The sequence below is a fragment of the Acidovorax sp. Leaf78 genome (assembly GCF_001422735.1).
In the GTDB taxonomy this organism is placed as follows: Bacteria; Pseudomonadota; Gammaproteobacteria; order Burkholderiales; family Burkholderiaceae_C; genus Acidovorax.
The window spans coordinates 269,646-295,142 of record NZ_LMLZ01000020.1; the positions used below are offsets into that span (position 1 = coordinate 269,646).

The 25,497-nt window shown below is 68.7% G+C and carries 20 protein-coding genes; 8 read left to right on the plus strand and 12 right to left on the minus strand.

From position 1 onward, the window contains the following. The first annotated feature begins 15 nt into the window (after positions 1-15). Positions 16-597 (plus strand): DUF4166 domain-containing protein, encoded by a 582-nt coding sequence (locus ASF16_RS12850; protein WP_235507364.1) that lies wholly within the window; start codon positions 16-18, stop codon positions 595-597. Next, entirely contained in the window at positions 594-983 is a 390-nt protein-coding gene (locus ASF16_RS12855; RefSeq protein WP_056167535.1) for a thiol-disulfide oxidoreductase DCC family protein, read from the plus strand. Before ASF16_RS12850 ends, ASF16_RS12855 begins: the two co-directional genes overlap by 4 nt. An 87-nt stretch (positions 984-1,070) precedes the next feature. Here ASF16_RS12855 and ASF16_RS12860 read toward each other — a convergent pair whose 3' ends face one another. Continuing rightward, positions 1,071-2,135: an ABC transporter ATP-binding protein gene (locus ASF16_RS12860; protein ID WP_056167538.1), complete on the minus strand. Its 1,065-nt coding sequence runs from the start codon at positions 2,133-2,135 to the stop codon at positions 1,071-1,073. Positions 2,136-2,264: 129 nt separating this feature from the next. Here ASF16_RS12860 and ASF16_RS12865 point away from each other — a divergent pair, with 129 nt between their 5' ends. Continuing rightward, positions 2,265-3,887 (plus strand): iron ABC transporter permease, encoded by a 1,623-nt coding sequence (locus ASF16_RS12865; RefSeq protein ID WP_056167540.1) that lies wholly within the window; start codon positions 2,265-2,267, stop codon positions 3,885-3,887. Between the two features lie 374 nt (positions 3,888-4,261). Here the strand turns inward: ASF16_RS12865 and ASF16_RS12875 are convergent, their stop codons facing one another. The 11 genes from ASF16_RS12875 to ASF16_RS12925 all read right to left on the minus strand — a co-directional run bounded on the left by ASF16_RS12875 (position 4,262) and on the right by ASF16_RS12925 (position 20,441). Continuing rightward, positions 4,262-5,050: a hypothetical protein gene (locus tag ASF16_RS12875; protein ID WP_156372065.1), complete on the minus strand. Its 789-nt coding sequence runs from the start codon at positions 5,048-5,050 to the stop codon at positions 4,262-4,264. 328 nt (positions 5,051-5,378) lie between these two features. Further along, entirely contained in the window at positions 5,379-6,935 is a 1,557-nt protein-coding gene (locus ASF16_RS12880; protein ID WP_056167548.1) for a PepSY-associated TM helix domain-containing protein, read from the minus strand. Between the two features lie 18 nt (positions 6,936-6,953). Beyond that, entirely contained in the window at positions 6,954-9,224 is a 2,271-nt protein-coding gene (locus ASF16_RS12885; RefSeq protein ID WP_082516907.1) for a TonB-dependent siderophore receptor, read from the minus strand. Positions 9,225-9,342: 118 nt separating this feature from the next. Continuing rightward, positions 9,343-9,702 carry a DUF2946 family protein gene (locus ASF16_RS12890; RefSeq protein WP_056167551.1) on the minus strand — a complete coding sequence of 120 codons (360 nt, stop codon included), beginning with the start codon at positions 9,700-9,702 and terminating at the stop codon, positions 9,343-9,345. A 277-nt stretch (positions 9,703-9,979) separates the two neighbouring features. After that, the gene (locus tag ASF16_RS12895) at positions 9,980-11,233 is read right to left on the minus strand and encodes a VWA domain-containing protein (protein ID WP_056167555.1); all 1,254 of its coding nucleotides are present in this window, start codon (positions 11,231-11,233) and stop codon (positions 9,980-9,982) included. Then, complete coding sequence (locus ASF16_RS12900) at positions 11,230-13,650, minus strand: DUF5682 family protein (RefSeq protein WP_056167559.1); 2,421 nt, start codon at positions 13,648-13,650, stop codon at positions 11,230-11,232. The genes ASF16_RS12895 and ASF16_RS12900 overlap by 4 nt, the downstream gene beginning before the upstream one ends. A 121-nt stretch (positions 13,651-13,771) precedes the next feature. Further along, positions 13,772-14,863, minus strand: a complete 1,092-nt coding sequence (locus ASF16_RS12905; protein ID WP_056167561.1) for an AAA family ATPase — start codon at positions 14,861-14,863, stop codon at positions 13,772-13,774. After that, positions 14,860-16,437: a DUF5691 domain-containing protein gene (locus ASF16_RS12910; protein ID WP_056167564.1), complete on the minus strand. Its 1,578-nt coding sequence runs from the start codon at positions 16,435-16,437 to the stop codon at positions 14,860-14,862. The genes ASF16_RS12905 and ASF16_RS12910 overlap by 4 nt, the downstream gene beginning before the upstream one ends. After that, complete coding sequence (locus tag ASF16_RS12915; protein ID WP_082516908.1) at positions 16,434-17,792, minus strand: SWIM zinc finger domain-containing protein; 1,359 nt, start codon at positions 17,790-17,792, stop codon at positions 16,434-16,436. The genes ASF16_RS12910 and ASF16_RS12915 overlap by 4 nt, the downstream gene beginning before the upstream one ends. 235 nt (positions 17,793-18,027) lie before the next feature. Beyond that, positions 18,028-19,467 (minus strand): aldehyde dehydrogenase family protein, encoded by a 1,440-nt coding sequence (locus ASF16_RS12920; RefSeq protein WP_056167567.1) that lies wholly within the window; start codon positions 19,465-19,467, stop codon positions 18,028-18,030. Between the two features lie 245 nt (positions 19,468-19,712). Next, positions 19,713-20,441, minus strand: a complete 729-nt coding sequence (locus tag ASF16_RS12925; RefSeq protein ID WP_056167571.1) for a FadR/GntR family transcriptional regulator — start codon at positions 20,439-20,441, stop codon at positions 19,713-19,715. 131 nt (positions 20,442-20,572) lie between these two features. On the opposite strand from ASF16_RS12925, the gene ASF16_RS12930 reads away from it, so the two are divergent. The 5 genes from ASF16_RS12930 to ASF16_RS12950 all read left to right on the plus strand — a co-directional run bounded on the left by ASF16_RS12930 (position 20,573) and on the right by ASF16_RS12950 (position 25,407). After that, positions 20,573-21,391, plus strand: a complete 819-nt coding sequence (locus tag ASF16_RS12930) for an NAD(P)-dependent oxidoreductase (protein ID WP_056167575.1) — start codon at positions 20,573-20,575, stop codon at positions 21,389-21,391. Between the two features lie 8 nt (positions 21,392-21,399). Continuing rightward, the gene (locus tag ASF16_RS12935) at positions 21,400-22,296 is read left to right on the plus strand and encodes an SMP-30/gluconolactonase/LRE family protein (RefSeq protein ID WP_056167578.1); all 897 of its coding nucleotides are present in this window, start codon (positions 21,400-21,402) and stop codon (positions 22,294-22,296) included. A gap of 58 nt (positions 22,297-22,354) precedes the next feature. Next, on the plus strand, positions 22,355-23,332 hold the full coding sequence (locus ASF16_RS12940) for a TRAP transporter substrate-binding protein (protein ID WP_056167580.1): 978 nt from the start codon (positions 22,355-22,357) through the stop codon (positions 23,330-23,332). A 76-nt stretch (positions 23,333-23,408) separates the two neighbouring features. Next, a complete protein-coding gene (locus ASF16_RS12945; RefSeq protein WP_010459444.1) occupies positions 23,409-23,897 on the plus strand; it encodes a TRAP transporter small permease in 489 nt (162 codons plus the stop codon). 217 nt (positions 23,898-24,114) lie between these two features. Then, a complete protein-coding gene (locus ASF16_RS12950; RefSeq protein ID WP_010459442.1) occupies positions 24,115-25,407 on the plus strand; it encodes a TRAP transporter large permease in 1,293 nt (430 codons plus the stop codon). The last annotated feature ends 90 nt before the right edge of the window (positions 25,408-25,497 follow it).

Consider the following 25,497-nt stretch of genomic DNA (forward strand, 5'->3'; position numbering starts at 1 on the left):
ACCCTCACTTTGCCCATGCCCGACACGTCCGCACCCTCCCACCCCTTGCCTATGTACCAGCGCGCCATGGGCCCGGCCTTCGCGCGCCTGGCACCGGCGCTGGCGCGTTTTCACAGCCTGTCTGGCCAGCACCGGCTGCAGGGGCAGGTCGCGGTAGAAGCTCCCGCGGGCGCTGTGGGCCGCGTGCTGGCCTGGGCGCTGGGGGCGCCGCAGGCATCGGTGCGCGGCAGCATCGTCTTCGAGCTTCAGGCCACCCCGCTCGCCGAGGTGTGGACCCGCCACTTTCCCGCGCGCACCATGAGCTCGACGTTGCGTGCATCGGGCGGCCAAGTGGTCGAGCACCTGGGTGCGGCGCGCCTGGGCTTCACCTTGGTCGAGGCACAGGGCCGCCTGGTCATGCGCCTGGAGAGCCTGCACTTTCTGGGCGTTCCGTGCCCCGCATGGCTGCGCCCGCAGATCGTGGCCGAGGAGATGGGGCAGGGCGACACGCTGCACTTTCATGTGCAGGCCACCGTTCCCTGGGTGGGGCGGGTGGTGCACTACCGCGGCCACCTTGTCGTGCCGGTCGTACCGGCTGGGCGGGAGGCATCCGCATGATCGTGGTGTTCGATGCGCAGTGCCTGCTGTGCAATGGCTGGGTGCAGTTCATCCTGCGGCACGACCGCGCCGGGCGCATCCGGTTCGCGTCTATGCAGGGCGCCACGGGCCGGCAGCTGCTGGCCGATGCCGGACTGCGGGTGGACTCGTTGCAGACCCTGCTGGTCATCGATGGCGACCGCAGCTGGCAGCACACCGCCGCCATCCTGCGCGTGCTGCACGCGCTGGGCTGGCCGTGGCGGCTGGCGTGGGTGGGGTGGCTGGTGCCCGCACCGCTGCGCGATGCGCTCTACCGCTGGGTGGCGCGCAACCGCTACCGGATCTGGGGGCGGTCAGAGGTGTGCATGGTGCCTTCGCCCGAGACCGCTGCACGCTTTCTGGACTGAAATACTGCAGCGCTGATCGTCAAAAATGATAGCTGCTTGCGCTTGATGGACAAGCGGTAGAGCCCGTTTTGGATCAAATCCCGGCCATCATGCGCGCGGGAAGGTCACCACATGGTCCACCTGCGCGCGAATGCCGATCCACTCGCCCAGCGCATGGTTGTGGTGGCTGGGCACATGGGCCAGCACGGTGTGGCCGCTGGCCAGGCGCAGCGTGTACAAGAACTCCGACCCGCGGAACGACTTGCGCAGGATCTGCGCCTGCACCGGGGCGGCGTCGTCGTGCACCACGTCGTCGGCGCGCAGCAGCACGTCGCACTCGCCGCCCGCGTAGCTGCCGGGCAGCGGGCATTCCTCCAGGTCGGTCAGCTCGCCCAGCGGCGTCTGCGCGATCACGTTGTCACCGCGCTGCACCAGCGTGGCGGGAGCGAACACGCCGTGCCCGATGAAGTCGGCTACGAAGCGGGTGGCAGGGCGGTGGTACAGGGTGTATGCGTCGTCCCACTGGTGCAGCTGGCCTTCGTGCATCACGCCGATCACATCGCCGATGGCAAAGGCTTCGAGCTGGTCGTGCGTCACGAACAGCGCCGTGGCGCCCGCGGCCTTCAGGATGCCGCGCACCTCGTGCGCGAGCCGCTCGCGCAGGTCCACGTCGAGGTTGGAAAATGGCTCGTCCAGCAGCATGAGCTGGGGGCGCGGTGCCAGTGCACGGGCCAGCGCCACGCGCTGCTGCTGGCCGCCCGACAGTTCATGCGGAAAGCGGTTCTCGCTGCCCGCCAGGCCCACCAGCTCCAGCACCTCGGCCACGCGCGCGGCCTGCTCGGTCTTGGACAACCGGTGGATGCCGAACGCCACGTTGCGGCCCACGGTCAGATGGGGGAACAGCGCGTAGTCCTGAAACACCATGCCGATGCGCCGCTCTTCGGGCGGCACGCTCACGGTGGCGCTGCTCACCACCTGCTGGGTCAGGCAGATCTGGCCGCCGGCCACGGGCTCCAGCCCCGCCACCGCGCGCAGCAGCGTGGTCTTGCCGCAGCCAGACGGGCCGATCAACACGCCGATATCGCCTGCATTGAGGCTGAGAGTGACGCCTTGCACGGCGGCCTGCGCGCGGCCGGCATAGCGCACGTCGAGTTGGGAGACCTCAAGAAACATGCCCCAATTCTAGGCGTACGCACGAATGCTTAAAATTCGCATTTGCATTCCCGAACCATGCCTGGCCCCGCCACGCCGGGCGTGCGTCCCTGGTCCTGATTCCCTGACTCCTCCGCCGAGCCCCCTGCCTTGCGCCGCATCTCCTTCGCCCTTCGCTCCATTCCGCTGATCCTGTTTGCCGGTTTCCTGTCGCTGCCCGTGCTGGCGGTGCTGGCATCGTGGCTGCCTTTTGGCCAGGGCGATGCGCAGGCGGGCAGCATCCTGCGCGAGATGGCGTCCACCGTGCTGCCCGGCTATGTGTGGACCACGCTGTGGCTCAGCCTGCTGGTGGCGGTGGGGGCGGCCATCGTCGGCACGGGCACGGCGGCGATGGTGACGCTGTTCGACTTTCCGGGCCGGCGCACGTTCGAATGGCTGCTGCTGCTGCCGCTGGCCATGCCGGCGTATGTCACCGCGTATGCGTACACCGACTTCTTGCAGTTCAGCGGGCCCCTGCAGGTAGGGCTGCGCAACACTTTCGGCCTGGAAGGCCGCCTGCTGCCCGAGGTGCGCAGCCTGGGCGGCGCGGTGTGGGTGTTCATCTTCTCGCTGTACCCGTACGTCTACCTGCTGGCCCGCACCGCGCTGGGCGAGCGCGCAGCGCACCTCATGGAAGCCGCGCGGCTGCTGGGCGCGCCGCTGTCCCGCCGCATCCGCACCGTGGCCCTGCCGCTGGCGCGCCCTGCCGTGGCCGCCGGGGTGGCGCTGGTGCTGATGGAGACGCTGGCCGACTTCGGGGTCACCAGCTATTTCGGCATCCAGACCTTCACCACCGGCATCTACAAGGCCTGGCTGTCCATGGACAACCGGTTGGCCGCCGCGCAGCTGGCCACCATCCTGCTGGTGCTGGTTCTGCTGTTGCTGCACATGGAGCACCGCGCGCAAAAGCGCATGCGCTTTGCGGCCGGCGGTGGCCGCGCGGGCTCGGCCGAGGCGCAGCCCGTGCGGCTGCGCGGTGCGCGCTGCGCGGCCGCCTGGGCCATCTGCCTGGTCCCGGTGGTCATGGGCTTCGTGGCGCCGGTGTTCTTCATGCTGCGCCCGCTGGCGGCGGACTGGTCGGTGCTGCCGTGGGAGCGCTTCGTGGGCTGGGCCTGGAACAGCGTGCGCCTGGGTGGCATCACCGCCGGCCTGGCCGTGATGGTGGCGCTGGGCCTGGCGTTTGCGTTGCGCCGCCAGCCCGACCGCATCACCCGCGGCGTGGTGCAGCTCGCCAGCGTGGGCTACGCCGTGCCGGGCGCTGTGATCGTCGTGGGCCTGCTGCTGCCTGTGGGCTGGCTGCAGGCGGCGGTGCCGCAGTGGGGCGTGGGTGCACTGGTCACGGCCACCGCGTTCGGCATCGTGTGGGCGTACCTGGTGCGCTTTTGCGCTGTGGCGCTGCAGTCCATGCAAAGCGGCTATGCGCGCATCCCCCCCAACCTCGATGCCTCGGCCCGTATGCTGGGCGCGGGCAGCGCGCGGCTGCTGTCGCAGGTGCACTGGCCGCTGCTCAAGCGCTCCACCGCCGCAGCGGCGCTGCTGGTGTTCGTGGACGTGATGAAGGAGCTGCCCGCCACCATGGTGCTGCGGCCCTTCAACAGCGACACGCTGGCCGTGGTGGCCTACCAGCTGGCGCGCGACGAGCGCCTGGGCGAGGCGGCGCTGCCGTCGCTTGCGCTGGTGGCGGTGGGGCTGGTGCCGGTGATTTTGCTGAGTCGCACGCTGCGCAGCCGCTGATGAGTGGGTAGGTCGGCGCTGTGCGCTTTCGTAACCTTTCCACAGCAATTCGAGCCCTTGTACTCGCGCACGCAATCTTCAGGTCGTCAGAGACTAATCCAGCTTCCTGAATGGATAGTCGTTGATGATCCATCCATCACCCTGCGGGCAAACCACTTTCTGGTAGCCCAAGGATTTGGTCACCTTAACGTCTGGACTTATGGCACAGACATCACCCTTGGCCAAATGGAATTTCACGGTGAACCTGTCGTCGCTTTCGGCATAGACATTGACCGGGCCAGTGGCCTCCCAACGGCCCTGAGGCGGCTGTGGCGGGTCGGTGCAGGCACACAAGATAGACAGGCATGACAGCATCGCCATTTGCAAAACCCTGGTCATTTCGATTTTGAATAGTTAGTGCGCTTGATCAACCGATCCGAGCGGGAAAGAACAATCAGCAGCTCCTTGGGGGTCACCAATTTTGTGCTGGATGGCATCAGTTGAAAGCGTGGGTCATGGGCCAGTATGCCGACCTTTTCCAGAACGTCTGCCACATTGGTGGAACAACTATTGACCGCGATGTCGTAAGGCGCTTGAGCTGCAACACGCTTGTCCAGCTCGGCCTTGATGATCGCTTTTTCCTGGCGAGTGACACGCAGAGTCAGTGACACCACATCGCGTTTCACCCGCGTCAAGTTGCTGGTGATGTAGTCGTCGCGCCCAAGCTTTGCATATTTTGTGTGCGCACGGGAGTAGGTAGTGCCGTCAATGTCGATTGCGGCATGTCCGAACTGCGACCCAGGGCTGCTCATGATGGCGTCAAATACAAAAACCTCAATGCTCTGTTGAGGCTCTGTCATGGTGAGTGACATCTTCAGCCGCATCCGCCTTCGCTCGTATCCAAAAGCGTCCGGTCTCTGATTGAGCATCCACAGCGTAGGGCTCCCCGGTTCAACGCGGCCGGGCCGTATGGCAGCGATGTCGCCAGCTATTTGGAACGACGTTATGGCTTCAAGGAGTTCGGTCGACATCTTTCCATCCACCGCCAGCTGCCTGCTGCCGTTATCTCTCGCCAAGTGCCCGTTGAGAAGGCGCTGTATGGCTATCACGTCAGTTGGCTTATTCAGGCCTGCATCTCCCACAGCGCCAGTGATCCTTTGTTGTGCTGTTGCTCCCATTTTCATCCCACGTTGCGAATTGGTCGGTTGGTGCGGGTAGCACCGAACTTGGGCCATTCCATCATCTGTGGGAGCGGTTCCAACGTAGCTGGTGACGATGCAGCATCGGTTGATGCAACGAGGTCTAAAAAGGCTAGAAAGTGCGCCCTGATAGCAATTGGAAGAAATTTTTCATCGAAGGGGCCATGTGGTCCGTATGACGACATCAGGGTTTCAATCACCACTACTTGCGCAGCGCAGAAGGCATTTAGCGAGGTGCAGCGAAAGAGGATGACGCCGGCCTACGCAGAGCGCGAGGTCATGGCGCTGCAAGCGGTCTGTCGAGCCCATCACGTTAGCCGCCGCGCAGCTTCAACCCCAGCCTCCGCCACCCGATCACCACCCCCGTCACGCTCATCACCGCACCGCCCAGGCTCAGCACGATCAGCACCACATCCCACAGCGGCCTGCGCTCCAGCAGGGGCAGCCAGTCCCAGCTGTGCAGCATGGCAAACAGCCAGCGGCTGGTGCGGCGGCGGGTGTCGGTGCGGCCCAGCACCGCGCCGGTGTGCGGGTCGATGTGGACCCAGGTGGCCTGTGGGTCGTCGAACACCACGCGCAGCACGGGCAGGGGCTTGTCGCCGCCGCCGGTCATGGTGTGGGCTGCGCGGTCGTAGTAGTGCAGGTCATAGGCCTGCAGGGTGTCGGTGCGCACTACCGGGTAGGGCAGCAGTTGGGCGGCGGCGTGGGCCAGTGCGCCGGGCTGCCAGGCGTGGGGGTCGCCTGTGCCCGCGTGCAGTACCAGGGGCGCGCCGGTGGGGCTGTGTGCCTGTACCAGGGCGTGGCCGGCGGTCTGCGTCCAGCGCAACTCGCGGGTATTGGGCGATGCAGCGGCCAAGAGCGCGGGCACGCTGGCGGCGGGCACGGGCAGCACCAGGGGGCCGCCGTGCATGGCCTCGGTGCGCAGCGGGGCGGCGCCGCTGTCGAAGATCTTCCAGGGGTTCATGGACATGAGGCCGCTGAAGATCCAGGTGAAGGTGACGAGCGCAAACACCAGGCCGAACACATGGTGCCAGCGCATCATGAAGCCGCGGTACGGCGTGCGTGCACCGGTCTTGTAGCGGCCCGCAAAGCGCCAGCGCATCACGCCCACCACGGTGCCCGTCACTGTCAGCACGATGCCTGCGATGGAGAGCCAGTTGACGATGTCCGTCCAGTGGGGGTTGAACACATTGCCCCGCAAGGGGTACAGCCAGTGAATCCAGGCGCCTGCGTAGTTCCACACGCGCTCTTGCAGCGTGGCGTCGCGCACCACCTCGCCGGTGATGCCCGATACGTAGACGACGGTGCCTGCCGCATCGCCCAAGTGCAGGCGGTGCAGCGGGCGGTGCACGTCCAGGGCGCGGGAATGGGTGAACGCATCTTCGTCCACTGTGCCCAGGTGCTGGATGGGTCCCGCAGCGCCCTGTGCAAAAGCGCTCGCAGAAGCGACGGCGTGTTGTGTATCCACCTGCTGCAGCACGGCGCCGGTGATGGCGTCGATGACGGCCGGAGCCGCTGGCCTGCGCGGGGGCGCTTCCTTTGAAGCGGGCGCTGTGTGCGTGGCCTGCGCCGTCGCCGGTATCACCAGGTACACGGCCCGGCCAGCGCTCGCCACAGCCAGCCGCAGGTCCTGCAACGGGCCGGTGATGCCCGCGCGCTGCAGCGCCTCGGCAGGCTCCAGCACGCGGTCGGGCCCTTGCGTGGCGGGGCGCAGCGGCGGCAGGTGTGCCAGCCGCTCGGCCTGCGTGAGCTTGGGGTAGCCCACGTACATCATGACCACGCCCGAGACGAACCACATGGCGAAGAAGGCGCACAGCAGCACGCCCAGCCACCGGTGAACCAGGTACAGCCAACGCTTGGCATGCAGCATGTGTGGGTGCTCCCTGCGTCAGAAGGCGGTGTGCAGCGTCACGTCCAGCGTGCGGGGCGCGCCCAGGTACACCTGGTCGCGCGTCTCGGCGGCGTAGATGCGGTCGGTGGCGTTGCGGATGCGGCCGGTGAGCGTGGTGGTGGGGCTGACCTTCCACGCCAGGCCCAGGTCCAGCAGCGTGTACGAGGGCCAGAACTTGGTGTTGGCGGCGTTGCCATACACCTTGCCCACATGGCGCACCCCGGCGCTGGCGGTGATGGCGGGCGTGATGGCATACGACGCCCACAGGTTGGCCACGGCCTGCGGTACCAGGGCCGGCACGTTGCCCGCGCGCGAGACGCCGCCCTGCACGAAGTGCTCGTACCGGGCGCGGATGAGCGACAGGTTGCCTTGCAACTGCCACCGCGCGCTGGGGCGCACGCCGGCCGCCAGCTCGATGCCCTTGGACGATTGCTCGCCCACCAGCACGGTGAGGTTGGGGTTGGCCGTGTCTTGCGTGGCGATGTTCTTGCGGCGAATCTCGAAGGCCGCCACCGTGGCGCTGCCTTTGCCGTCCCAGAAGTCCCACTTGCTGCCCAGCTCGACCTGGCGGCCCGTGGTCAGCTCGCTGTTGTTGCGCACGTCGGCGAACGACGCTGATGCCAGCGAGCCCGAGGGCGGGTCGGCCGCGTTGGAGGCCTGCGCATACAGGTTGGCGCCGGGGGCGATGTCCCACACCACGCCCAGGCGGCCGGTCGTGGGGCTGTAGCTGCGGCTGAACGTGGCGGGCGCGGCGGCGGTGACGGCGCGGCGGTTGACCAGGTCGAGCCCGATGCGCTCGTGCCGCAGCGCGGTGACGAGGTTCACGCCCGGCACCACGGCTGTGCGGTTCTCCAGGTACAGCGCGGTGGTGGTGGCCTTGTTGTCCTTGTCGGCACTCAGTACGGGCGACATGCCGGGGATGTCGAAGAAGTTCTCGGTCGAGAACTGGTAGGGGTTGACCGTGCTCACCGTGACCGAGGGGCCCAGCGGAAACCGCGTCTGCTTGTTCACGCTCACATCGAGGCCAAAGGCCCAGTCGCTTTGGCGGCCCGCGAGCTGGCCCTGGTAGGTGCCCTCCAGCCGATTGCCCACCAACTGCTGGTCGTGGCGCTGCAGCAGGGGCGATGTGCGAACGACCGCCGTGTTGGCGGCGTTGAAGGTGTAGATCTCCACGTTACGGTAGTCACGCAGCGCGTCGTACGCGTACAGCGTGTTCTTGATCTGCAACGCATCCGATACGCGCCACTGCGACACCGAGCGCAGCCACTGCACGCGGTGGCCGTACATGCCGTCGGCGCTGTTGTAGTTCGCAAAGCGCGTGGCCCGGTCGATGCGCAGCGCGCCCACGGCGGGGTTGAGCACGGGCGTGCCCCAGTAGGGGCGGTCCACGTGGTCCTTCTGGTATTCGTAGGCCAGCGTGTGGGTGAAGCCGCCGCCCAGGTCCGACAGCAGCGAGGTGGCTAGCTGTGTGGCCTGGGTTTTTGTGCCGTGCGTCCAGCTGCCAGCGTCGCGGTGGTTCAGGTCGATGCGCGCGAAGTGGGCCGGGCCGGTGCCATCGGTGCTTGTGGCGATGCGCCGGTTCAGGCCCACCGACACCTCTTTGTGCCCGTAGGAGCCCAGGCGCACCTGGCCTTCGGCGAAGTCGCTGCGCTCGGCCGTCTTGGTGATGTAGTTGATCGAGCCGCCCACGCCGCCCGATCCGAACAGAAAGCTCGACGCACCGCCGATGGCCTCCACCCGGTCGTAGATCCAGCTGTCCACCGCGCGCGTGGCGCTGCCGTACTGTGGGTTGATGCCGTTGTACAGCTGCGCCACCGAATTGGCCGTGAAGCCCCGGTAGTTGGCGGCCATGGAGCCGGGTGCGTTGTGGGCGGTGACGCCCGGGATGCCCCGCAAGATCTCCTGCGTGTCCTGCGCGCCGCGCGCGTCGATGGTGGCTCGGTCCACCACGGTGACGGCGGCCGGGGTCTCGCGCGCCGTGAGGCCCAGGCGGCTGCCGGTCTCGGTGGGGGTGTCGAGCTGCAGCTTGCCGCCAGCCGATGCTGCGGGCTCGGCCACGGTCACGGGCTGCAGCGTGGGTGTGGGGGTGGCGTCTTGCGCCTGGGCTGCTGCCAGCGGGCCCAGCGCCAGCAGGGCCAAGACGCCGCTGTAGATGGGCGAGGGCGACAGGGTCAAGGAGCGGCCCACGGGCTGCAGGCAGCCGCTATCAGCGAAACGGGGCGCGCAGGCGCGGGTGGCCGCAGTGCGGCGGGGGGAGGTACGGGACATGAAAAAAACGCTCGGAATGAACCGCGCAGCCCACCCCACAGGATGCGCTGGCGCGTTGGTACGGACAGGGATGCAGTGCCGTCCCACCAGGAACGCGGCGCTGCGAAGGCGTGTCAGCTCACGAGCGTGCGGGCGGGCCGCGGGCCGGCAGCGGCGCTGCCGTGGCCGCCGCAATGCGGGCGGCCTCCACCGGCTGCAGCGCATGGGCCAGCGGGTGGTAGGGGAGCGGAAGGGTCACCGCAGCCGGCGGTGGTGCAGCCGGCGTGGCGCACAGTGGGCAGTCCATGGGGGTGGCGGCCATCTCCACCGTGCCGTCGTCGGTCTGCACCAAAAGCTTGATGGTGCCGGCGCCCGAGCAGATCACTTCGATGGTCTGCGGGTTGACGAACGGGGTCGCCACGGCCATGCCCATCGACGCCACGAACCATGCGAGCACCCACAGGCGCAGCGCAGAGAAGGTTCGTCGGGTGGCGGTCATGGGGCGCGATGATAACCGCGCATGCCCCGGATCGCCGGGCGAGGCACTGCAGGCGGCGTGCGCGCCTCTCGATGATCTCAATGCGATGTGCTATAAAAAATATAGCTATTGGCGCTGATCCATCAAGCGGCGGGAGGTCGTTTGGATCGATAGTCTTCAGGAGCGAACACCGTGCCGTAACCTCTGTGGCGCTGGCGGTAACTGGCCCTGCTGCCCGTGCGTTGGGCGCCGCAGACTGGGGGGCGCTGGCGTTGCTCCTGCAGTCTGCAAGGCGCACTCACCGCGCCTTGGCGCTCGTCACCATGCCCTGGGTCGCCGCCCACGCGTTGATGTCGTCGCGCCGGATCGCCGCGGCCATCAGCTGCGGAAAGGCGTCGGGCGTGCACGCGAACGAGGGCACGCCCAGCGCGGCCAGTTTGGCCGCCAGCGCGTGGTCGTAGGCGGGCGCGCCTTCATCGCTGAGCGCCAGCAGGGTGATGAACTGCACGCCGCTGTCCACCAGCTCCGCGGCGCGGCGCAGCAGGTTGGCCTCGACGCCGCCTTCGTACAAATCGGAGATCAGCACGAAGATGCTGTTGCGCGGCTCCTTGATGAGGGACTGGCAGTACGCCACCGCGCCGTTGATGTCGGTGCCGCCGCCCAGCTGCACGCCGAACAGCACGTCCACCGGGTCGTCGAGCTTTTCGGTCAGGTCCACCACCGCTGTGTCGAACACCACGAGCTTGGTGGATACGGCCGGCAGGCTGGCCAGCACTGCACCGAAGATGCTGGAGTACACCACCGAGTTGGCCATGGAGCCGCTCTGGTCGATGCACAGCACCACCTCGCGCTGCGGGCGCCGGGCCTTGCGGCCGTAGCCGATCAGCGTCTCGGGCACCACGGTGCGGTAGTCGGGCTGCCAGTGCTTGAGGTTGGCGCGGATGGTGCGCTGCCAGTCGATCTCCGAGTGGCGCGGGCGGCGGTTGCGCTGGCTGCGGTCCAGCGCGCCGCTCACGGCCGAGCGCATGGGGTCCTCCAGCCGCTTCATCAGGTCGTCCACCACGCGGCGCACCACCATGCGGGCGGTGTCCTTGGTGCCGGCCGGAATCACGTGCGACAGCGCCAGCAGGTTGGCCACCAGGTGCACGTCGGGCTGCACGGTCTCCAGCATCTCGGGCTGCAGCAGCATGTCGCGCATGTTCAGGCGCTCCATGGCGTCGCGCTGCATCACCTGCACCACCGAACTGGGGAAGTACTTGCGGATGTCGCCCAGCCAGCGGGCCACGCTGGGCGACGAGGCGCCCCGGCCCCCGCGCCGCTCGCGCGACTGCAGGCCGCCCGGGCCATCGGCCTCGTACAGCGCCGCCAGGGCCTGGTCGATCTCCACGGCAGGGCCCGTCAGGGGGCCGCAGCTTTGTGCCGCTTCGCTGCCCAGCACCAGGCGCCAGCGGCGCAGGCGTTCTTCGTGGGTGAGCGGCGTGGGCGCGGTGTCCGCCGCCGGTGCCGATGGCGTTGCCTGGGCGGCCGGCGTGGGGTTCGGGGTTGTCGTCATGCCGTCAGTCCCATCAGTTCGCGCAGCAGCGGCAGCGGCAGGGCCGCGCGGGTTTCGTCCCATGCGGGGGCGGCCAGCGGTGCGGCGGCGGTGCGCGCGCCCTGGCTCGCTCGCTGCCCCAGGTCGCGCCGCTCGCTCGGGCCGAACGCCGAGAACGTGCGGCGCACCAGCGGCAGCACCCGCACGAAGTGTTCTTCATTCAGGCTGGAGAGCCACTGGTCCACCAACTGCCACACGTTGGCATCGTGCAGCAGCACCACGGCGTTGCGGTTGAGAAAACCATCCAGCCACGCCGCCGCCTTGCCGGGCTCCGCGCCCGCCGACAGGTGCAGCGACAGCGCGGGTCCGACCTGGTCTGCCGACCAGACGCCATCGTCGAGCAGCAGCCGCACCGCCACGCCCTGCAGCAGCTCGTGCGCGCTCTGGTGCTGCTGAGCCACCTGGGCCAGCGCACGCTGCCACTGCTCGGTCTGCTCAGGCGATTGCCGCAGTGCGATGGCCGCGTGGGCGCCCAGGAGCTTTTCGCGCAGCTGGTCGGCGGCGTCGTCGTCGATGGCGCTGCAGGCCAGTGGCAGGCTGATGGCCGCGCGCACGATGAGGCTGTCCAGCACATGGCTGACCAGCGTGGCGTCGGTCTGCCGCACATTGCCGTAGCGGAAAACGTTGGACAGCGGCGGCAGCGCGGCCAGCAGCTGCAGCGCATCGCCGGTGAGCGCCGCGCGGTTTTCCAGCGCGCGCGTGGCGGCGGCCACGGCCGTGTCCAGGTCGGCCAGCAGCACGCGGTCCACCAGGGACGACAGCTCGCCCAGGCTCTCGGCGCGGGCGGACTCGTCGGTCACGCGCGCCGTGGCGGCCTGCGCCAGTGTCTGTCCCCACTGGCTGGCCTCGATGAGGCGCAGCACGAACTCGGGCTGCCACTGCAGGTTCCACACCTCGTGGAAGGTGCCGCGCGACGAGCGCCCCACACGGGCCAGCGTGCCCCAGGGCACGTCCAGCAGGTTCAGGCGGTGCAGCAGGTGGCTGCGCGCCAGGTCGTTGGCGTTGCGCAGGTCCAGGTCCAGCGTCTTGTGCGTGGCCTCGGGCTTCAGGCGCAGGCTCTTCTGGGCCTGCTCCACATCGCGCTGCAGCGGCACCATGGGCACGTCGGGCGGCACGGCGCCCAGGCGGTCGCCCACCACCAGCGCATCGTGGATGAAGTGCAGCACCGACTCGTCGCCCAGCGTGAGCACGGTGCGGCTGGCCTCGTGCAACTCTTCCAGCCCCGGGGCGGGCCGCTCGCGCAGCGCGGCCAGGGAATCGGCCAGCCGTGCGGCCTCGATCAGGTGGGCGGACGAGCAGTCCAGGTCGCGCTCGCGCATCAGCCGCGCCACACGGGCCAGCCAGCCGATGGCGCGCGGCTGAGTGCTCTGGTGGCTGGTCCACAGGTGCTCGTACCAGCCGGGCGCGTGGACGCCGGCGCCATAGCCGCTGGCGCGGGCCAGGTGGCGGTAGGTCCAAGGCACCCAGGTGCTCTGCACCTTGACCTTGGGCAGGCCCTTGAGCAGCGCCTGGTCCGCCTTGGCCGTGGCCTTGGCCTGCAGGCCCCCAAGGTGCCAGGCGCCGCAGACCACGGCGATGCGCTCGAAGCCTTCCTTCTGCGCCGCGCGGATGCACTGGCGCATGTGCGCCTCGCGCAGGGCTTCACGCTGCGCTTCCTCGGGGCTGCGGTGGCGCTCGCCCCACTCGCTGCGCAGCGCCAGCATGGCTTCGGAGATGGCGGCAAACAGCTCTTCGCCGTCACCGCGCTCCTCGACCATGTGGTTCCACCAGGCTTCGCCGTCGGCATAGCCTGCGGCCTGTGCCAGCCAGGTCAGCGGGTCGCCGCGTGCGCCCTCTGCGTCGGCTCGCGGGTCCAGGTCCGCATCGGCGTCGCCGGGGTGGGTGGGGGTGGCTGCAGCGGCGGGCTCTTCGGTGGAGCCTGTGGCGGGAGCGTCGGCCGACTCGCCGGGCGTGTCGGGCGCTGCGGGCCCGGCCCGCGGAGTGTCTGCATCGCTCCCGGCCGCTGGTTCCGCCTGGTCGGCTTGTTCTGCCTTTTCGGCGTCCGCACGTGCCTTCTCGATGCCCAGGCTGTGCGCCACCGGCAGGTCGATGAAGCGCACCGGCACCTGGGCCTGCACCGCCCACAGGGCGGCCTGCCACTCCGGCGAGAACACGGCGAAGGGGTGGTACACCGCCAGGCCTTTTTCATCGGGAGCGTGGCTGAGCAGGGCCACCGGCGGCTTCATGTCGGCATGCACCATCAGCGGCAGCAGCGCGTCGCCCTCCGGCGGGCCTTCGATCAGCACGCAGTCGGGGCGCAGCGCCTCGAACGCGCGCACCAGGCTGCGCGCACAGCCGGGGCCGTGGTGGCGCACGCCGAAGTAGTGGGGTTCGCTCATGTCAGGGGTCCACGGTGCACGGCACCGGCGCGCAACCCGCCGGCACGGGGGGCGCAAGTGGCGCAAGTGGCGCAAGTGGCGCAGGTTGCGCCAATGGAACCGGTGTCACAAGGGGCCTGCGTCATGCCATTTCGCGGAAGGCGCGGTACAGGTCCTTCCAGTCGGCGCGTTCCTTCACCACCGTCTCCAGGTATTCGTTCCAGACCACCTGGTCCTGCACCGGGTCCTTGACCACGGCGCCGATCAGGCCCGAGGCCACGTCCAGCGGGCTCAGCGTGCCGTCGCCAAAATGCCCCGCCAGCGCCATGCCGTTGTTGATCACCGAGATGGCCTCGGCGGTGGACAGCGTGGACGAGGGCGACTTGATCTGCGTCTTGCCGTCCTCGGTCTTTCCGTTGCGCAGCTCGCGGAAGATCTGCACGATGCGCCGCACTTCCTTCAGCGCCGGGGGCTCGGCGGGCAGCTGCAGCGCGCGGCCCATCTCGGCCACGCGCTTGACCACGATGGCGACCTCGTCGTTCTCGTTGCCGGGCACAGGCAGCACCACGGTGTTGAAGCGGCGCTTGAGCGCGGCCGACAGCTCGTTCACGCCCTTGTCACGGTTGTTGGCGGTGGCGATGATGCTGAAGCCACGCACGGCCTGCACCTCGCTGCCCAGCTCCGGGATGGGCAGGGTCTTTTCGGACAGCACGGTGATGAGGCTGTCCTGCACGTCGGCCGGGATGCGCGTGAGCTCTTCGATGCGCGCGATCTTGCCCGCGCGCATGGCCTGCATCAGCGGGCTGGGCACCAGGGCCTTTTCCGACGGGCCATGGGCCAGCAGTTGGGCGTAGTTCCAGCCGTAGCGCAACTGCTCTTCGCTGGTGCCGGCCGTGCCCTGGATGAGCAGGGTGGAGTCGCCGCTGATCGCGGCCGACAAATGCTCGGACACCCAGGACTTGGCCGTGCCCGGCACGCCGTACAGCAGCAGGCCCCGGTCCGTGGCCAGCGTGGCCACGGCGACCTCCATCAGGCGCGCATTGCCGATGTACTTGGCGCTCACCTGAAAGCCATTGGCGAGCGTGGCGCCCATGAGGTACTGCACAACGGCCCAAGGCGACAGCGCCCAGTTGTGCGGGCGCTGGCGCTGGTCGTGCTTTTTCAGTTCCGCCAGTTCTTCGGCGAACTGGTGCTCGGCGTGCTGGCGCATGACGGAAGAAGGTGTGGAGCTCATGGCGTGGCGTGGGTGGTGGGTGTCGTGGACAGGGGTTGAAGGGCGCGGCGTGTGGCGATGACCTGCATCACGTCATGCACCACGGTGGCAAAAGAAGGGGTCTCGTCGGCATGGCGCGGCCACTGGGCCAGCGCGGGCAATACATCGGGGTGCAGCGCGCAGGCCAGCTCCGCCAGGTCCGAGCGCAGCCCGTAGTCGTCCCTCAGCGTGCCCTGGCGGGCCCGCTGCAGCAGGATGTCTGCCAGCGCCGCGGACAGCGGGGCCGACAAGGTGTCCGCAGGCGGGCAGGCCGCCAGCATCTGCGGCGCAAGGGTGTACAGCTGCACCGTCACGCCCTCCTTGTCCAGCCGCTGCTGCCAGATCTTTTCACGTGCGGCGCGGGGCAGCAGCGCCAGGATGGCCGCCACGTCGGTGCGCAGCTGGTGGGCGGCCCCGGTGTCGATGAAGGCCTGGGCCCAGTCGGTCTGCGGCGCTGCGAGCAGCACGTCGCGCCAGCCGCGCAGCAGCGACTGCGCCCAGTCGGTGCCCCTGGCCCACTCGATCAGCTCGCTGGCCGACAGGCTGGTGTGCATGGTCCACCAGCCCAGCGGCACCTGGCGCACCAGCTGGTACAGCCACCAGGCACGTTCGCCGAGCGCCTCGTGCTGGGGGCGGGGCGTGTCCAGGTTGTCGGCTTTCCAGTCGGCGCCCACGGCCTCGGGCGCATCGATGACCCAGCGCTTGCGCAGCAGCGCGCGTTCGTGGCGCACCAGCGGGGCCATGCGGTCTGCAGCGCGCCGGGGATGGGCGGCGTCGGGCAGGCGCAGCAGCAACTCCAGCGCGCTGGCGCGCACCTCGCGGCTGCGGTCGGTGCGCAGGCCGTCGAGCAGCGGCTCGTCCTGCAGCGAGAGCTGGTCGGCCAGCACGCCCACCAGGTCGGCGCGCTCTTTGGCGCCCAGCTCGGCCAGCGCCTGCGCGAGCCGCTGGCGGGCCTGCTCGGGCTGCGTGGCGCGCTCGGCGGCCAGGAAGGCGCGCCGCTGTTCCAGGCTGCCGTCGGTCCAGCGCGTTTCTTCGGGGGCCGACGCGCTCACGCCCACGGCGTAGCGCCAGTCCTCGCGCTGGCTGGCCAGCCACCGGCCCCGCTCGCCCAGCACCGGCGCCAGCACGGGCCGCAGCGCGACGGAGCGGCGCCCCAGGTCCAGGGCCGCGGGCAACAGGCGCGGCGGCAGCCGGTACCCCGCCCCGGCCAGCGCCAGGCAGATCTGGTGGTGCAGCCGGGGCGGCCCCTCCTGCAGCGCCCAGGTGATCAGGTGCGGCAGCTGGCCGTCAGGCCAGGCCTGCAGCGCGGGCCGCGTGTCGGGCTCTGCCTGGGTGGCCGATGCGGGCAGGGGGCTGGGCACGCCCTGCAGCCCCGCCAGGCTGCAGGCCGCGAGCATGCCCGAGGCGCGCAGCAGGGCCGTGGGTGCATCCGCCGCCTGCGCCATCGCGTCGTCGATGGCCTGGCCGATGGCGCCGGGCCAGTGCGGCTGCGCGCTGCTCTGGCGCTCGGTGCCCACCATCGCGGTGGCCAGCAGCGGGGTCCATGCGGCGCTCATGCGGCACTCCTTTGCCACAGGGGCGACGGCGCCGGGGCTTCGGCCTGGTGTTGGGGCGGAGCGCTCTCCCACGCGGTCATCGGCACCAGGCTGCTGCCGTCCCATTCGCAGGCCAGGTGCACCGCGTGCCCGCCGGTCGCGGCCAGCAGGGTCCACAGGTCGGCGTCGCCCACGGCCAGGGGCAGCAGGTGCCCGTCGGCATGCAGGTACGGCTGGCCGTCGCGCAGCAACGGTACGGCGTGGTGCATCACCACCGGATGGCCGAACACCCAGGGGCTGGCGGCGATGCGGCGCGCCACGCCGTCCCATTCGTGCGCCGTGCCGGCATCGGGCCACTGCGGGGCGGCAGGGGGGCCTGCCTGGTCCACCACCTGCGCGCGCAGGCCCGCCGTGCCGGGGAAGAAGGCCAGCGTGGCGCTGACACCCGTCCCGGCGAAGAAGGATTGCTCGAAACCCCGGCCGCCGAAGGCGTGGTCCCACAGCAGCGCCCGGCGCTGGCTGCGGGCTCCGTGCAGCCATACACGGCGTTCGGTGAGCTTGTCGTCGCGGTCCTGGGCCACCACGCCCAGCACGGTCCAGTGGTCGTCCACGCGCTCGCCATGCTCCAGCACCTCGGCCTTGTCGTGCGGCCAGCCCAGCATGGCGCGCAGCTCGGCCTGCAGGGCCGGCGGCAGGCTGGCGCGGCGCTGCAGGGCTTCGCAGGCCAGCTGCATGAGGCCCAGGCGCGCCAGCGTGCGCTCGGGCCAGTCTTCGCCGTCACGGATGCCGGCGGCGGCTTCGCGGATGCGCACGCCCAGGCCCGGGGCCTGCGCATCCACCATGCGCGCGGCCATGGTCTGCCAGGTCTGCAGCACCTCGGCGTTCAGCGACCCGAGCCCGCGGCTCACCTGGTCGCACAGCCAGCGCTGCAGTTCCTGCGCGGCGGTTTCCATGCGCTGCCAGCGCTGGGCTTCGCGTTTGGCCTGCGCCTGTTCGTCCACGGGGGCGGCGGCCTTCTCGGCCTGGCGCACTTCCTTTTGCTGCGCCTTGTCGGCGCGCGAGCCGAGCCATTCGCTCACCCACGCGGGCGGCGGTGTGGCCTGGAAGAGTTGGGGGTTCTGCGCCTGGATCATGAGCAGCGCCAGCCCGTGCTTGCACGGAAACTTGCGGCTCGGGCAACTGCAGCGGAAGGCGGGGCCGTTCAGGTCCACCTGCGTCTGGTAGGGCTTGGAGCCACTGCCCTGGCATTCGCCCCAGACGGCTTTGTCGTCGGCGCCCAGCAGGGGCCATTTGGCGGGGGAGACCAGGCCTTTGGCGGCCTTGGCCGACGCGTCGTCGGGCGCCAGCGCCACCACGCCTTCCATCGTGAATGCCATACGGATCCCGCGCCCCTCGCCCTGTTGGTTGTGTGAATCTGGTCCGGGCAGGATCATACGGGCGGCCTGCGGCCCATTCGGGGCCCGCGGCCCACCGTTGCAATGCGTAACGATTGGGGCGGCCATCGCTCCCCGCCCAAAAAGAAACCCCGCCAAGGCAGAGTGCCGTGGCGGGGTTGCGGGGGGGGCAGGCAGCCGTACCCATGCAGGGTGCGGCTGGCGCGGTGCGGGCTGGTCAGGCCTGGGTGTAGGCCGTCTTCACGGTGGTGTAGAACTCCGCGGCGTAGCGGCCTTGCTCGCGCGGGCCGTAGCTGCTGCTCTTGCGGCCGCCGAACGGCACGTGGTAGTCCACGCCGGCCGTGGGCAGGTTCACCATCACCATGCCGGCCTGGGCGTGGCGCTTGAAGTGCGTGGCGTGCTTGAGGCTGGTGGTGGCGATGCCGCTGGCCAGGCCGAACTGCGTGTCGTTGGCCAGGGCCAGCGCTTCGTCGTAGTTCTTCACGCGCTGCACGCTCACCACGGGGCCGAAGATTTCTTCGCGGTTGATGCGCATGCCGGGCGTGGTCTCGGTGAACAGGGCGGGGCGCAGGTAGAAGCCGGGCGCGCCGTCCGCGTTCTTCTCCAGGGCCTCGCCGCCGAAGGCGAGCTTGGCGCCTTCCTGCTGGCCGATGCCGATGTATTCCAGGTCCTGCGCCAGCTGGCGGTCGTCCACCACGGGGCCGATGTCGGTGCCGGCCTTGCGGGCGTCGTCCACCTTCAGGGTCTTCATCTTCTCGATCATGGCGGCCACGAAGCGGTCATGGATGCCTTCGGTCACGATCACGCGGCTGCTGGCGGTGCAGCGCTGGCCGGTGGAGAAGAAGCCGCTGTTCACGGCAGCGCCCACGGCCACGGCCAGGTCGGCGTCGTCCAGCACCACGAAGGGGTTCTTGCCGCCCATCTCCAGTTGCACCTTGGCGCCGCGCGGCACGCAGGCGGCGGCCACGCGCTGGCCCGTGCCCACCGATCCGGTGAAGCTCACCCCGGCGATGCGCTCGTCTTCGAGCAGCACCTGGCCCACGTCCGAGCCGCGGCCCATCACCAGGTTGAACACGCCGGCCGGCAGGCCTGCGCGGTGCAGGATGTCGGCCAGCGCCCAGGCGGAGCCGGGCACCACTTCGGCGGGCTTGAACACCACGCAGTTGCCGTAGGCCAGGGCCGGGGCGATCTTCCAGGCCGGGATAGCGATGGGGAAGTTCCACGGCGTGATGATGCCGATCACGCCCAGGGGTTCGCGCGTGATCTCGATGCCCACGCCGGGGCGCACCGAAGGCACCAGCTCGCCGCCAGGGCGCAGCGCCTCGCCGGCGAAGAACTTGAAGATGGCGGCCGCGCGGCCTACTTCGCCAATCGCTTCGGGCAGTGTCTTGCCTTCTTCGCGGGCCAGCAGGTCGCCGAGCTCGGCCTTGCGGGCGATGATCTCGTTGCCCACCGCGTCCAGGATGTCAAAGCGCTGCTGGGGCGTGGACAGGCTCCATGCTGGGAAGGCCGCGTGGGCTGCCGACACGGCCTCCAGCGCCTGCTCGCGGCTGGCCACGGCGTAGTCGCCGATCACGTCGCGCGTGTCGGAGGGGTTGGTGTTGCGGTAGTTGCGGGCGCCTTCGGTCCAGGTGCCGCCAATCAGGTTTGCATGCATGGCTGTGGTGGGAGTGAGTGAGGTGGATGGATGGGGGTCGACAAGTCTTCAAGCCCTCAGGGCTGTGGACGTCGTGGCGCTGTGATACGGCGCCGTGCCGCAAGCGCCGTGGTGGTGCGGCGGCCCAAGGACGAAGCACCCAGGGAAAAGAATATGTTGTATGTCATCGTACAACAATGTGCACATACTTTTGCCAGGGTAACTACTTAGGCGCCGAGACTGTGGCCTGCCAGTGGCGGGGGCGTTCAGCTGGCCTCGGCCTGTGCGCGCCGGCGGCGTTCACGGCTGTTGGCCAGGTGGGTGCGCATGGCGGCGCGGGCGGCGTCCGGGTCCTGCGCCACGATGGCGTCGTAGATGCTTTCGTGCTCGCCGTTCACGCGCCGCAGGTACTGGCTGCGCTCGTTGCTCACGCCGTCCACCGAGTCCAGGCGCGCGCGAGGAATGATCATGCTGCCCAGCGTGCCCATGAGTTCCGCGAAGTGGCTGTTGTGCGTGGCGCGTGCGATCTCCAGGTGGAACTGGAAGTCCGACGCCACCGCGTCGCGCCCGGCCTCCACGGCGGCGGCCACCGCGTCCAGCGCTTCACGCATGGCCTTGAGGTTGGCGTCGGTGCGGCGCTGGGCGGCCAGGGCCGCCGCCTCGGTCTCCACGCCGATGCGCAGCTCCAGCACGGCGATCACGTCGCGCAGCGTGCTGAACTGGTCGGGCGTGATCTTGAAGCCGGGCGCCTGGCCCAGCCCCAGCACGAAGGTGCCGATACCGTGGCGCGTCTCCACCAGGCCCGAGGCCTGGAGCTTGGAAATCGCCTCGCGCACCACGGTGCGGCTCACGCTGAACTCCGTCATGATCGCGGCTTCGGTCGGCAGCTTGTCGCCCAGGGCCAGGCGGCCGTCGCGGATGCGGTCGCCCAGGGATTCGACCAGCTCCAGGGCCAGGGTGCGGGGCTTGCGGCGAAGCTCGGTAACGGTGTTCATTTCTTGGTGTTATCCCTATGTGGCCTCGTGGGGCAGAAGCGGTACATTGCTCTTTCTTTGTTGTACGACAACTGATGACGTATAGCAAGAGTGTTGTCACTGTACCAAGAACCTCTGCCTTTGTAACCGCCATGCCTTGCCATCCGACGCCGATCCGTTTTCAACGCTTGCTTCTGACGGGCGCCGCCGGGGGGCTGGGCAAAGAGCTGCGCACGCGGCTGTCGGCCTACTGCACCACGCTGCGCCTGTCGGACATCGCGGACCTGGGCGCAGAGGCCGAGGGCGAGGAAGTGCGCCCCGCTCGGCTGGAAGATGCCGGCGCCGTGCTCAGCCTGCTGCAAGGCGTGGACGCCGTGATCCACCTGGGCGGCGTGTCCACCGAACAGCCCTGGGACCTGATCCTGCAGGCCAACATCGTCGGCGCATACAACCTGTACGAAGCCGCGCGCAAGCAGGGCGTCAAGCGCGTGGTGTTCGCCAGCTCCAACCACGTCACCGGCTTCTATCGCCAGGACGAAGTCGTGGGCCTGGCAGACCCGGCCCGCCCGGACGGCCTGTACGGCCTGTCCAAGGCGTTTGGCGAAGACCTCTCGCGCTTTTATTTCGACCGCTACGGCATCGAGACCGTGTGCCTGCGCATCGGCTCCTCGTTCCCCGAGCCACGCAACCGCCGCATGCTGGCCACCTGGATGAGCTACGACGACCTGGAGCGCCTGGTGGTCGCCAGCCTGACCGCGCCGGTCGTGGGCCACAGCACCATCTACGGCATGGGCGACAACACCACCACCTGGTGGGACAACACCCTGGCGCGCCACATCGGCTACCGCCCGCAGGACAGCTCCGAGCCCTTCCGCGCCAAGGTCGAGGCGGCCGACCCCCACCCCGACCTGACCGACCCCGCCGTGATCTACCAGGGCGGCCCCTTCGTGCGCACCGGCCCTTTCGAATGAGCGCCCCGATGACGCCGTCCGTGGACCTGCTGCTGCCCGACCACCGCGACCAGGTGGGCGAAAGCCCGGTGTGGAGCGCTGCCGAGCAGGCGCTCTGGTGGGTGGACATCGAAGGCCGCCAGCTGCACCGCTGGACCTATGCGGACCAGCACCTGCAAAGCTGGGACACCGCCGAGCGCCCCGCCTGCATCGCGCTGCACGCAGCCGGCGGGCTGATCGCCGGCATGGACACGGGCGTCTTTCACCTGCAGCCCCAGGTGGGGGGCACGCTGGCCGCCACGCTGCTGGCCGGCGTGGACCACCCCCAGCCCGGCATGCGCTTCAACGACGGCCGCTGCGACCGCCAGGGCCGCTTCTGGGCGGGCACCATGGTGCGCGACATGTCGCTGGCGCAGGCCGCGGGCAGCCTGTACCGCATGGATGGAGAGCGCGGCCTGTCGGCACCGCAGGTGCAGGGCCTGGTCACGCAAAACGGCCTGGGCTTCAGCCGCGACGGCAAGACCATGTACCTGAGCGACAGCCACCCGAGCGTGCAGCAGATCTGGCAGTTGCCATTGCACGACGATGGGTCGCTGGGCGAGCGCTCGCTGTTCGTCGACATGCGCGATCTGCCCGGCCGGCCCGACGGCGGCGCGGTGGATGCCGACGGCTGCTACTGGATCTGCGGCAACGACGCCGGCGTGGTGCACCGCTTCACGCCCGACGGCCGCCTGGACCGGTCCATCGCCGTGCCCACGAGCAAGCCCTCGATGTGCAGCTTCGGCGGCCCGGGGCTGGACGTGCTGTTCATCACCTCCATCCGCCCGGGGCAGCCCCAGGGCGACGACGTGGCGCTCGGCGGCGCCATCTTTGCCACCCGGCCCGGCGTGGCGGGGTTGCCGGAAACACCCTATCGGAGCGCCTGAGGACAACAGGCCCCGGAACTCTCCCCCAATTCACAACATTTCAACCCAGGAGACAACCATGAAAATCCCCCATCTGTTTGGCCGCGTCGCACTGGCTGCCAGCGTCCTGTTCGGCAGCCTGGCCGCGCAGGCCACGGAATTCCGCTCGTCGGACATCCACCCCGAGGACTACCCCACCGTGCTGGCCGTGCGCCACATGGGCGAGACGCTGTCCAAGGCCACGGGCGGCAAGCACAGCATCAAGGTGTATGCCAAAGGGTCGCTCGGCATCGAGAAGGACACCATCGAGCAGACCAAGCTGGGTGCGATCGCCATGACGCGCGTGAACGTCGCGCCCATGAACAACATCTGCCCCGCCACCATGGTGCCCACCATGCCCTTCCTGTTCCGCGACAAGGAACACATGCGCAAGGTGCTCGACGGCGCCATCGGCGACGAGATCCTGAAGGACTGCGAATCGCAAGGCTTCGTGGGCCTGGCGTTCTACGACTCCGGCGCCCGCTCGATCTACACCGTCAAGAAGCCCATCAAGACCCTGGCCGACGTCAAGGGCCTGAAGGTGCGCGTGCAGCAGAGCGACCTGTGGGTGTCCCTGCTCGAAGCCATGGGTGCCAATGCCACCCCCATGCCCTTCGGCGAGGTCTACACCGCGCTCAAGACCGGCCTGGTGGACGCTGCCGAAAACAACTACCCCAGCTACGAAAGCTCGCGCCACTTCGAAGTGGCCAAGTACTTCAACAAGACCGAGCACTCGATGGCGCCCGAGATCCTGTTGTTCAGCAAGCGCGTGTGGGACACGCTGAGCGCCGACGAGCAAAAGGCCATCCGCGCTGCCGCCAAGGAATCGGTGGGCTTCATGCGCAAGATCTGGGACGAACGTGAAGAAAAGTCCCTGGCCACGGTGAAGGCCGGCGGCGCGCAGGTCGTGGAGATCGACAAGGTCGCGTTCAAGACCGCGATGAAGCCTGTGTACGACAAGTTCCTGAAGGACCCCAAGCTCCAGGACATGGTCAAGCGCATCGACGCGGTGCAATAAGCCCACCAGACCGGCCGGCAGGGCGCCTTCTTCGGTCGCCCTGCCGGTCACTCCTTCCGTCTTCTGAATGTCTCTTATGTATACGCGTCTCTGCGCTTTCATCGCGCGCACCTGCCTTCAGCTGGGTGTCGGGGGGCTGGTGCTGCTGGTGTGCGCCGTGCTCTATCAGGTCGTCGGCCGCTACATCTTCAACAACACACCCACCTGGGCCGAAAGCAGCGCCGTGCTGCTGGTGCTGTACGTGACCATGCTGGGCATGGCCGTGGGGGTGCGTGATGCCGGACACATCGGCCTCGAATCGTTCCTGGTGCTCGCGCCCGACTGGCTACGCCACAAACTCGAAATCGTGATCCACGTGCTGGTGCTGATCTTCGGCGTGGTCATGGCCTGGAACTGCGGCGTGCTGGCCGAGTCCGTGGCGCCCTACAAGATCCCTACGCTCGGCATCTCCGAAGCGTTCAAGTACGTTCCCCCCGCGCTCGCTGGTGTGCTGGTGGCGATGTTCTCGCTCGAGCACATCATCGCCCTGGTCCGCGGCACAGAGGTCGAGCCCGCCTGGCACTGAGATGAAGCACACCCCCCTGAGCGCTTTCAGCGCTTCCCCCCGCTCTCGCATGGCTGCGCCAAGCGGGCAGGGAGACGCAGCCCTCGCGGCGGGGCGGCCCTGGCTCGGCTGCCCTGGCCTGGGTAACGCCCGCCTCATGCGCAGCGACCCGGGGTCGATCGCAGCAATCCCTGCATACCGCCCAGCACCCTAACGTTCCTGTAAAGATTCCACCATCATGGCGTTGACCATTCTGTGCGTGACCTTCACGCTCCTGCTGCTGCTGGGCGTGCCCGTGGCCTTTTCCATCGGTTTGTCGTCACTGGCGACCATCCTGTACGAAGGCCTGCCGCTGGCGGTGGGCTTCCAGCAGATGATTTCGGGCATGAACCCGTTCTCGTTCCTGGCGATTCCGTTCTTCATCTTTGCGGGCGAGATCATGATGTACGGCGGCATTGCCGACCGCATCGTGGTGTTCGCCAAGAGCGTGGCCGGCCATGTGCGCGGCGGGCTGGGCATGAGCAACGTGCTCGCCTGCACGCTGTTCGGCGGCGTCTCGGGCTCGCCCGTGGCCGACGTGTCTGCCATGGGCGCGGTGCTCATCCCGCAGATGAAGAAAGAGGGCTACCACGCCGACTACGCGGTCAACGTGACCACGCACGCCTCGCTGGTGGGCGCGCTCATGCCCACGTCGCACAACCTGATCATCTTCACGCTGGCTGCCGGCGGCAAGGTGAGCATTGCCGCGCTGATCCTGGCTGGCATCGTGCCTGCGCTGCTGCTGACCGTGTGCAACCTGCTAGCCGCCTACCTGGTGGCCGTCAAGCGCGGCTACCCATCGGGCACGTTCCCCGGCTGGGAGATCGTGTGGATCTCGTTCCGGGCGTCGGTCCCCGGGCTGGCGGTGGTGGTCATCATCATCGCGGGCATCTTGTCGGGGGCGTTCACGGCCACGGAGTCCGCCTCGGTGGCGGTGATCTGGGCGTTGCTGCTGTCGGTGTTCGTCTACAAGAAGCTCACCCGCGAGCAGTTCCTCAAGGCCGCCTCCAAGGCCGTCAAGACCACGGGCACCGTGCTGCTGCTGATCGGCATCTCGTCGATGTTCGGCTACCTCATCGGCCTGTACGGTGTGGCCGAGCTGACCGGCGAGGCCCTCAAGTCCATGAGCACGTCGCCATGGGTCATCTTCCTGTGCGTGAACATCATCCTGTTCATCCTGGGAACGTTCCTGGACATGGCGGCCACCATCCTGATCTGTACGCCGATCTTCCTGCCCATCTGCCAGCAGTTCGGCATGAGCACCGAGCAGTTCGGCATCGTGATCCTCATCAACTGCGCGCTGGGCCTGAACACCCCGCCGGTGGGGACCACGCAGTTCATCGGCTGCACCATCGGAGGCATCTCGGTGGGCGAGGTGATGCGAACCATCTGGCCGTTCTACAGCGCGCTCATCGTGGCGCTGATGCTGGTGACGTACGTGCCGCAATTCTCGATGTGGCTGCCGGACCTGGTCTTGAAGGGCGGTGGGTGAAGCGGGGCGGGGCTGGCGACGAGTCGGCCCCTTGACAGCTTGTCCACCGGGTGTGAAGGCGAGTGAAGCGAGATGCATGTGCAAGGCGCG

Excerpts from the sequence above, each read along its gene's own strand:
- ASF16_RS12925 (WP_056167571.1), bottom strand. The coding sequence starts at position 20,441 with ATGAACACCGTTACCGAGCTTCGCCGCAAGCCCCGCACCCTGGCCCTG.
- ASF16_RS12875 (WP_156372065.1), bottom strand. The coding sequence starts at position 5,050 with ATGAAAATGGGAGCAACAGCACAACAAAGGATCACTGGCGCTGTGGGA.
- ASF16_RS12890 (WP_056167551.1), bottom strand. The coding sequence starts at position 9,702 with ATGACCGCCACCCGACGAACCTTCTCTGCGCTGCGCCTGTGGGTGCTC.
- ASF16_RS12950 (WP_010459442.1), top strand. The coding sequence starts at position 24,115 with ATGGCGTTGACCATTCTGTGCGTGACCTTCACGCTCCTGCTGCTGCTG.
- ASF16_RS12940 (WP_056167580.1), top strand. The coding sequence starts at position 22,355 with ATGAAAATCCCCCATCTGTTTGGCCGCGTCGCACTGGCTGCCAGCGTC.
- ASF16_RS12910 (WP_056167564.1), bottom strand. The coding sequence starts at position 16,437 with ATGAGCGCCGCATGGACCCCGCTGCTGGCCACCGCGATGGTGGGCACC.
- ASF16_RS12915 (WP_082516908.1), bottom strand. The coding sequence starts at position 17,792 with ATGGCATTCACGATGGAAGGCGTGGTGGCGCTGGCGCCCGACGACGCG.
- ASF16_RS12905 (WP_056167561.1), bottom strand. The coding sequence starts at position 14,863 with ATGAGCTCCACACCTTCTTCCGTCATGCGCCAGCACGCCGAGCACCAG.
- ASF16_RS12945 (WP_010459444.1), top strand. The coding sequence starts at position 23,409 with ATGTATACGCGTCTCTGCGCTTTCATCGCGCGCACCTGCCTTCAGCTG.
- ASF16_RS12900 (WP_056167559.1), bottom strand. The coding sequence starts at position 13,650 with ATGAGCGAACCCCACTACTTCGGCGTGCGCCACCACGGCCCCGGCTGT.
- ASF16_RS12860 (WP_056167538.1), bottom strand. The coding sequence starts at position 2,135 with ATGTTTCTTGAGGTCTCCCAACTCGACGTGCGCTATGCCGGCCGCGCG.
- ASF16_RS12930 (WP_056167575.1), top strand. The coding sequence starts at position 20,573 with ATGCCTTGCCATCCGACGCCGATCCGTTTTCAACGCTTGCTTCTGACG.
- ASF16_RS12855 (WP_056167535.1), top strand. The coding sequence starts at position 594 with ATGATCGTGGTGTTCGATGCGCAGTGCCTGCTGTGCAATGGCTGGGTG.
- ASF16_RS12895 (WP_056167555.1), bottom strand. The coding sequence starts at position 11,233 with ATGACGACAACCCCGAACCCCACGCCGGCCGCCCAGGCAACGCCATCG.
- ASF16_RS12920 (WP_056167567.1), bottom strand. The coding sequence starts at position 19,467 with ATGCATGCAAACCTGATTGGCGGCACCTGGACCGAAGGCGCCCGCAAC.
- ASF16_RS12850 (WP_235507364.1), top strand. The coding sequence starts at position 16 with ATGCCCGACACGTCCGCACCCTCCCACCCCTTGCCTATGTACCAGCGC.
- ASF16_RS12885 (WP_082516907.1), bottom strand. The coding sequence starts at position 9,224 with ATGTCCCGTACCTCCCCCCGCCGCACTGCGGCCACCCGCGCCTGCGCG.
- ASF16_RS12880 (WP_056167548.1), bottom strand. The coding sequence starts at position 6,935 with ATGCTGCATGCCAAGCGTTGGCTGTACCTGGTTCACCGGTGGCTGGGC.
- ASF16_RS12935 (WP_056167578.1), top strand. The coding sequence starts at position 21,400 with ATGACGCCGTCCGTGGACCTGCTGCTGCCCGACCACCGCGACCAGGTG.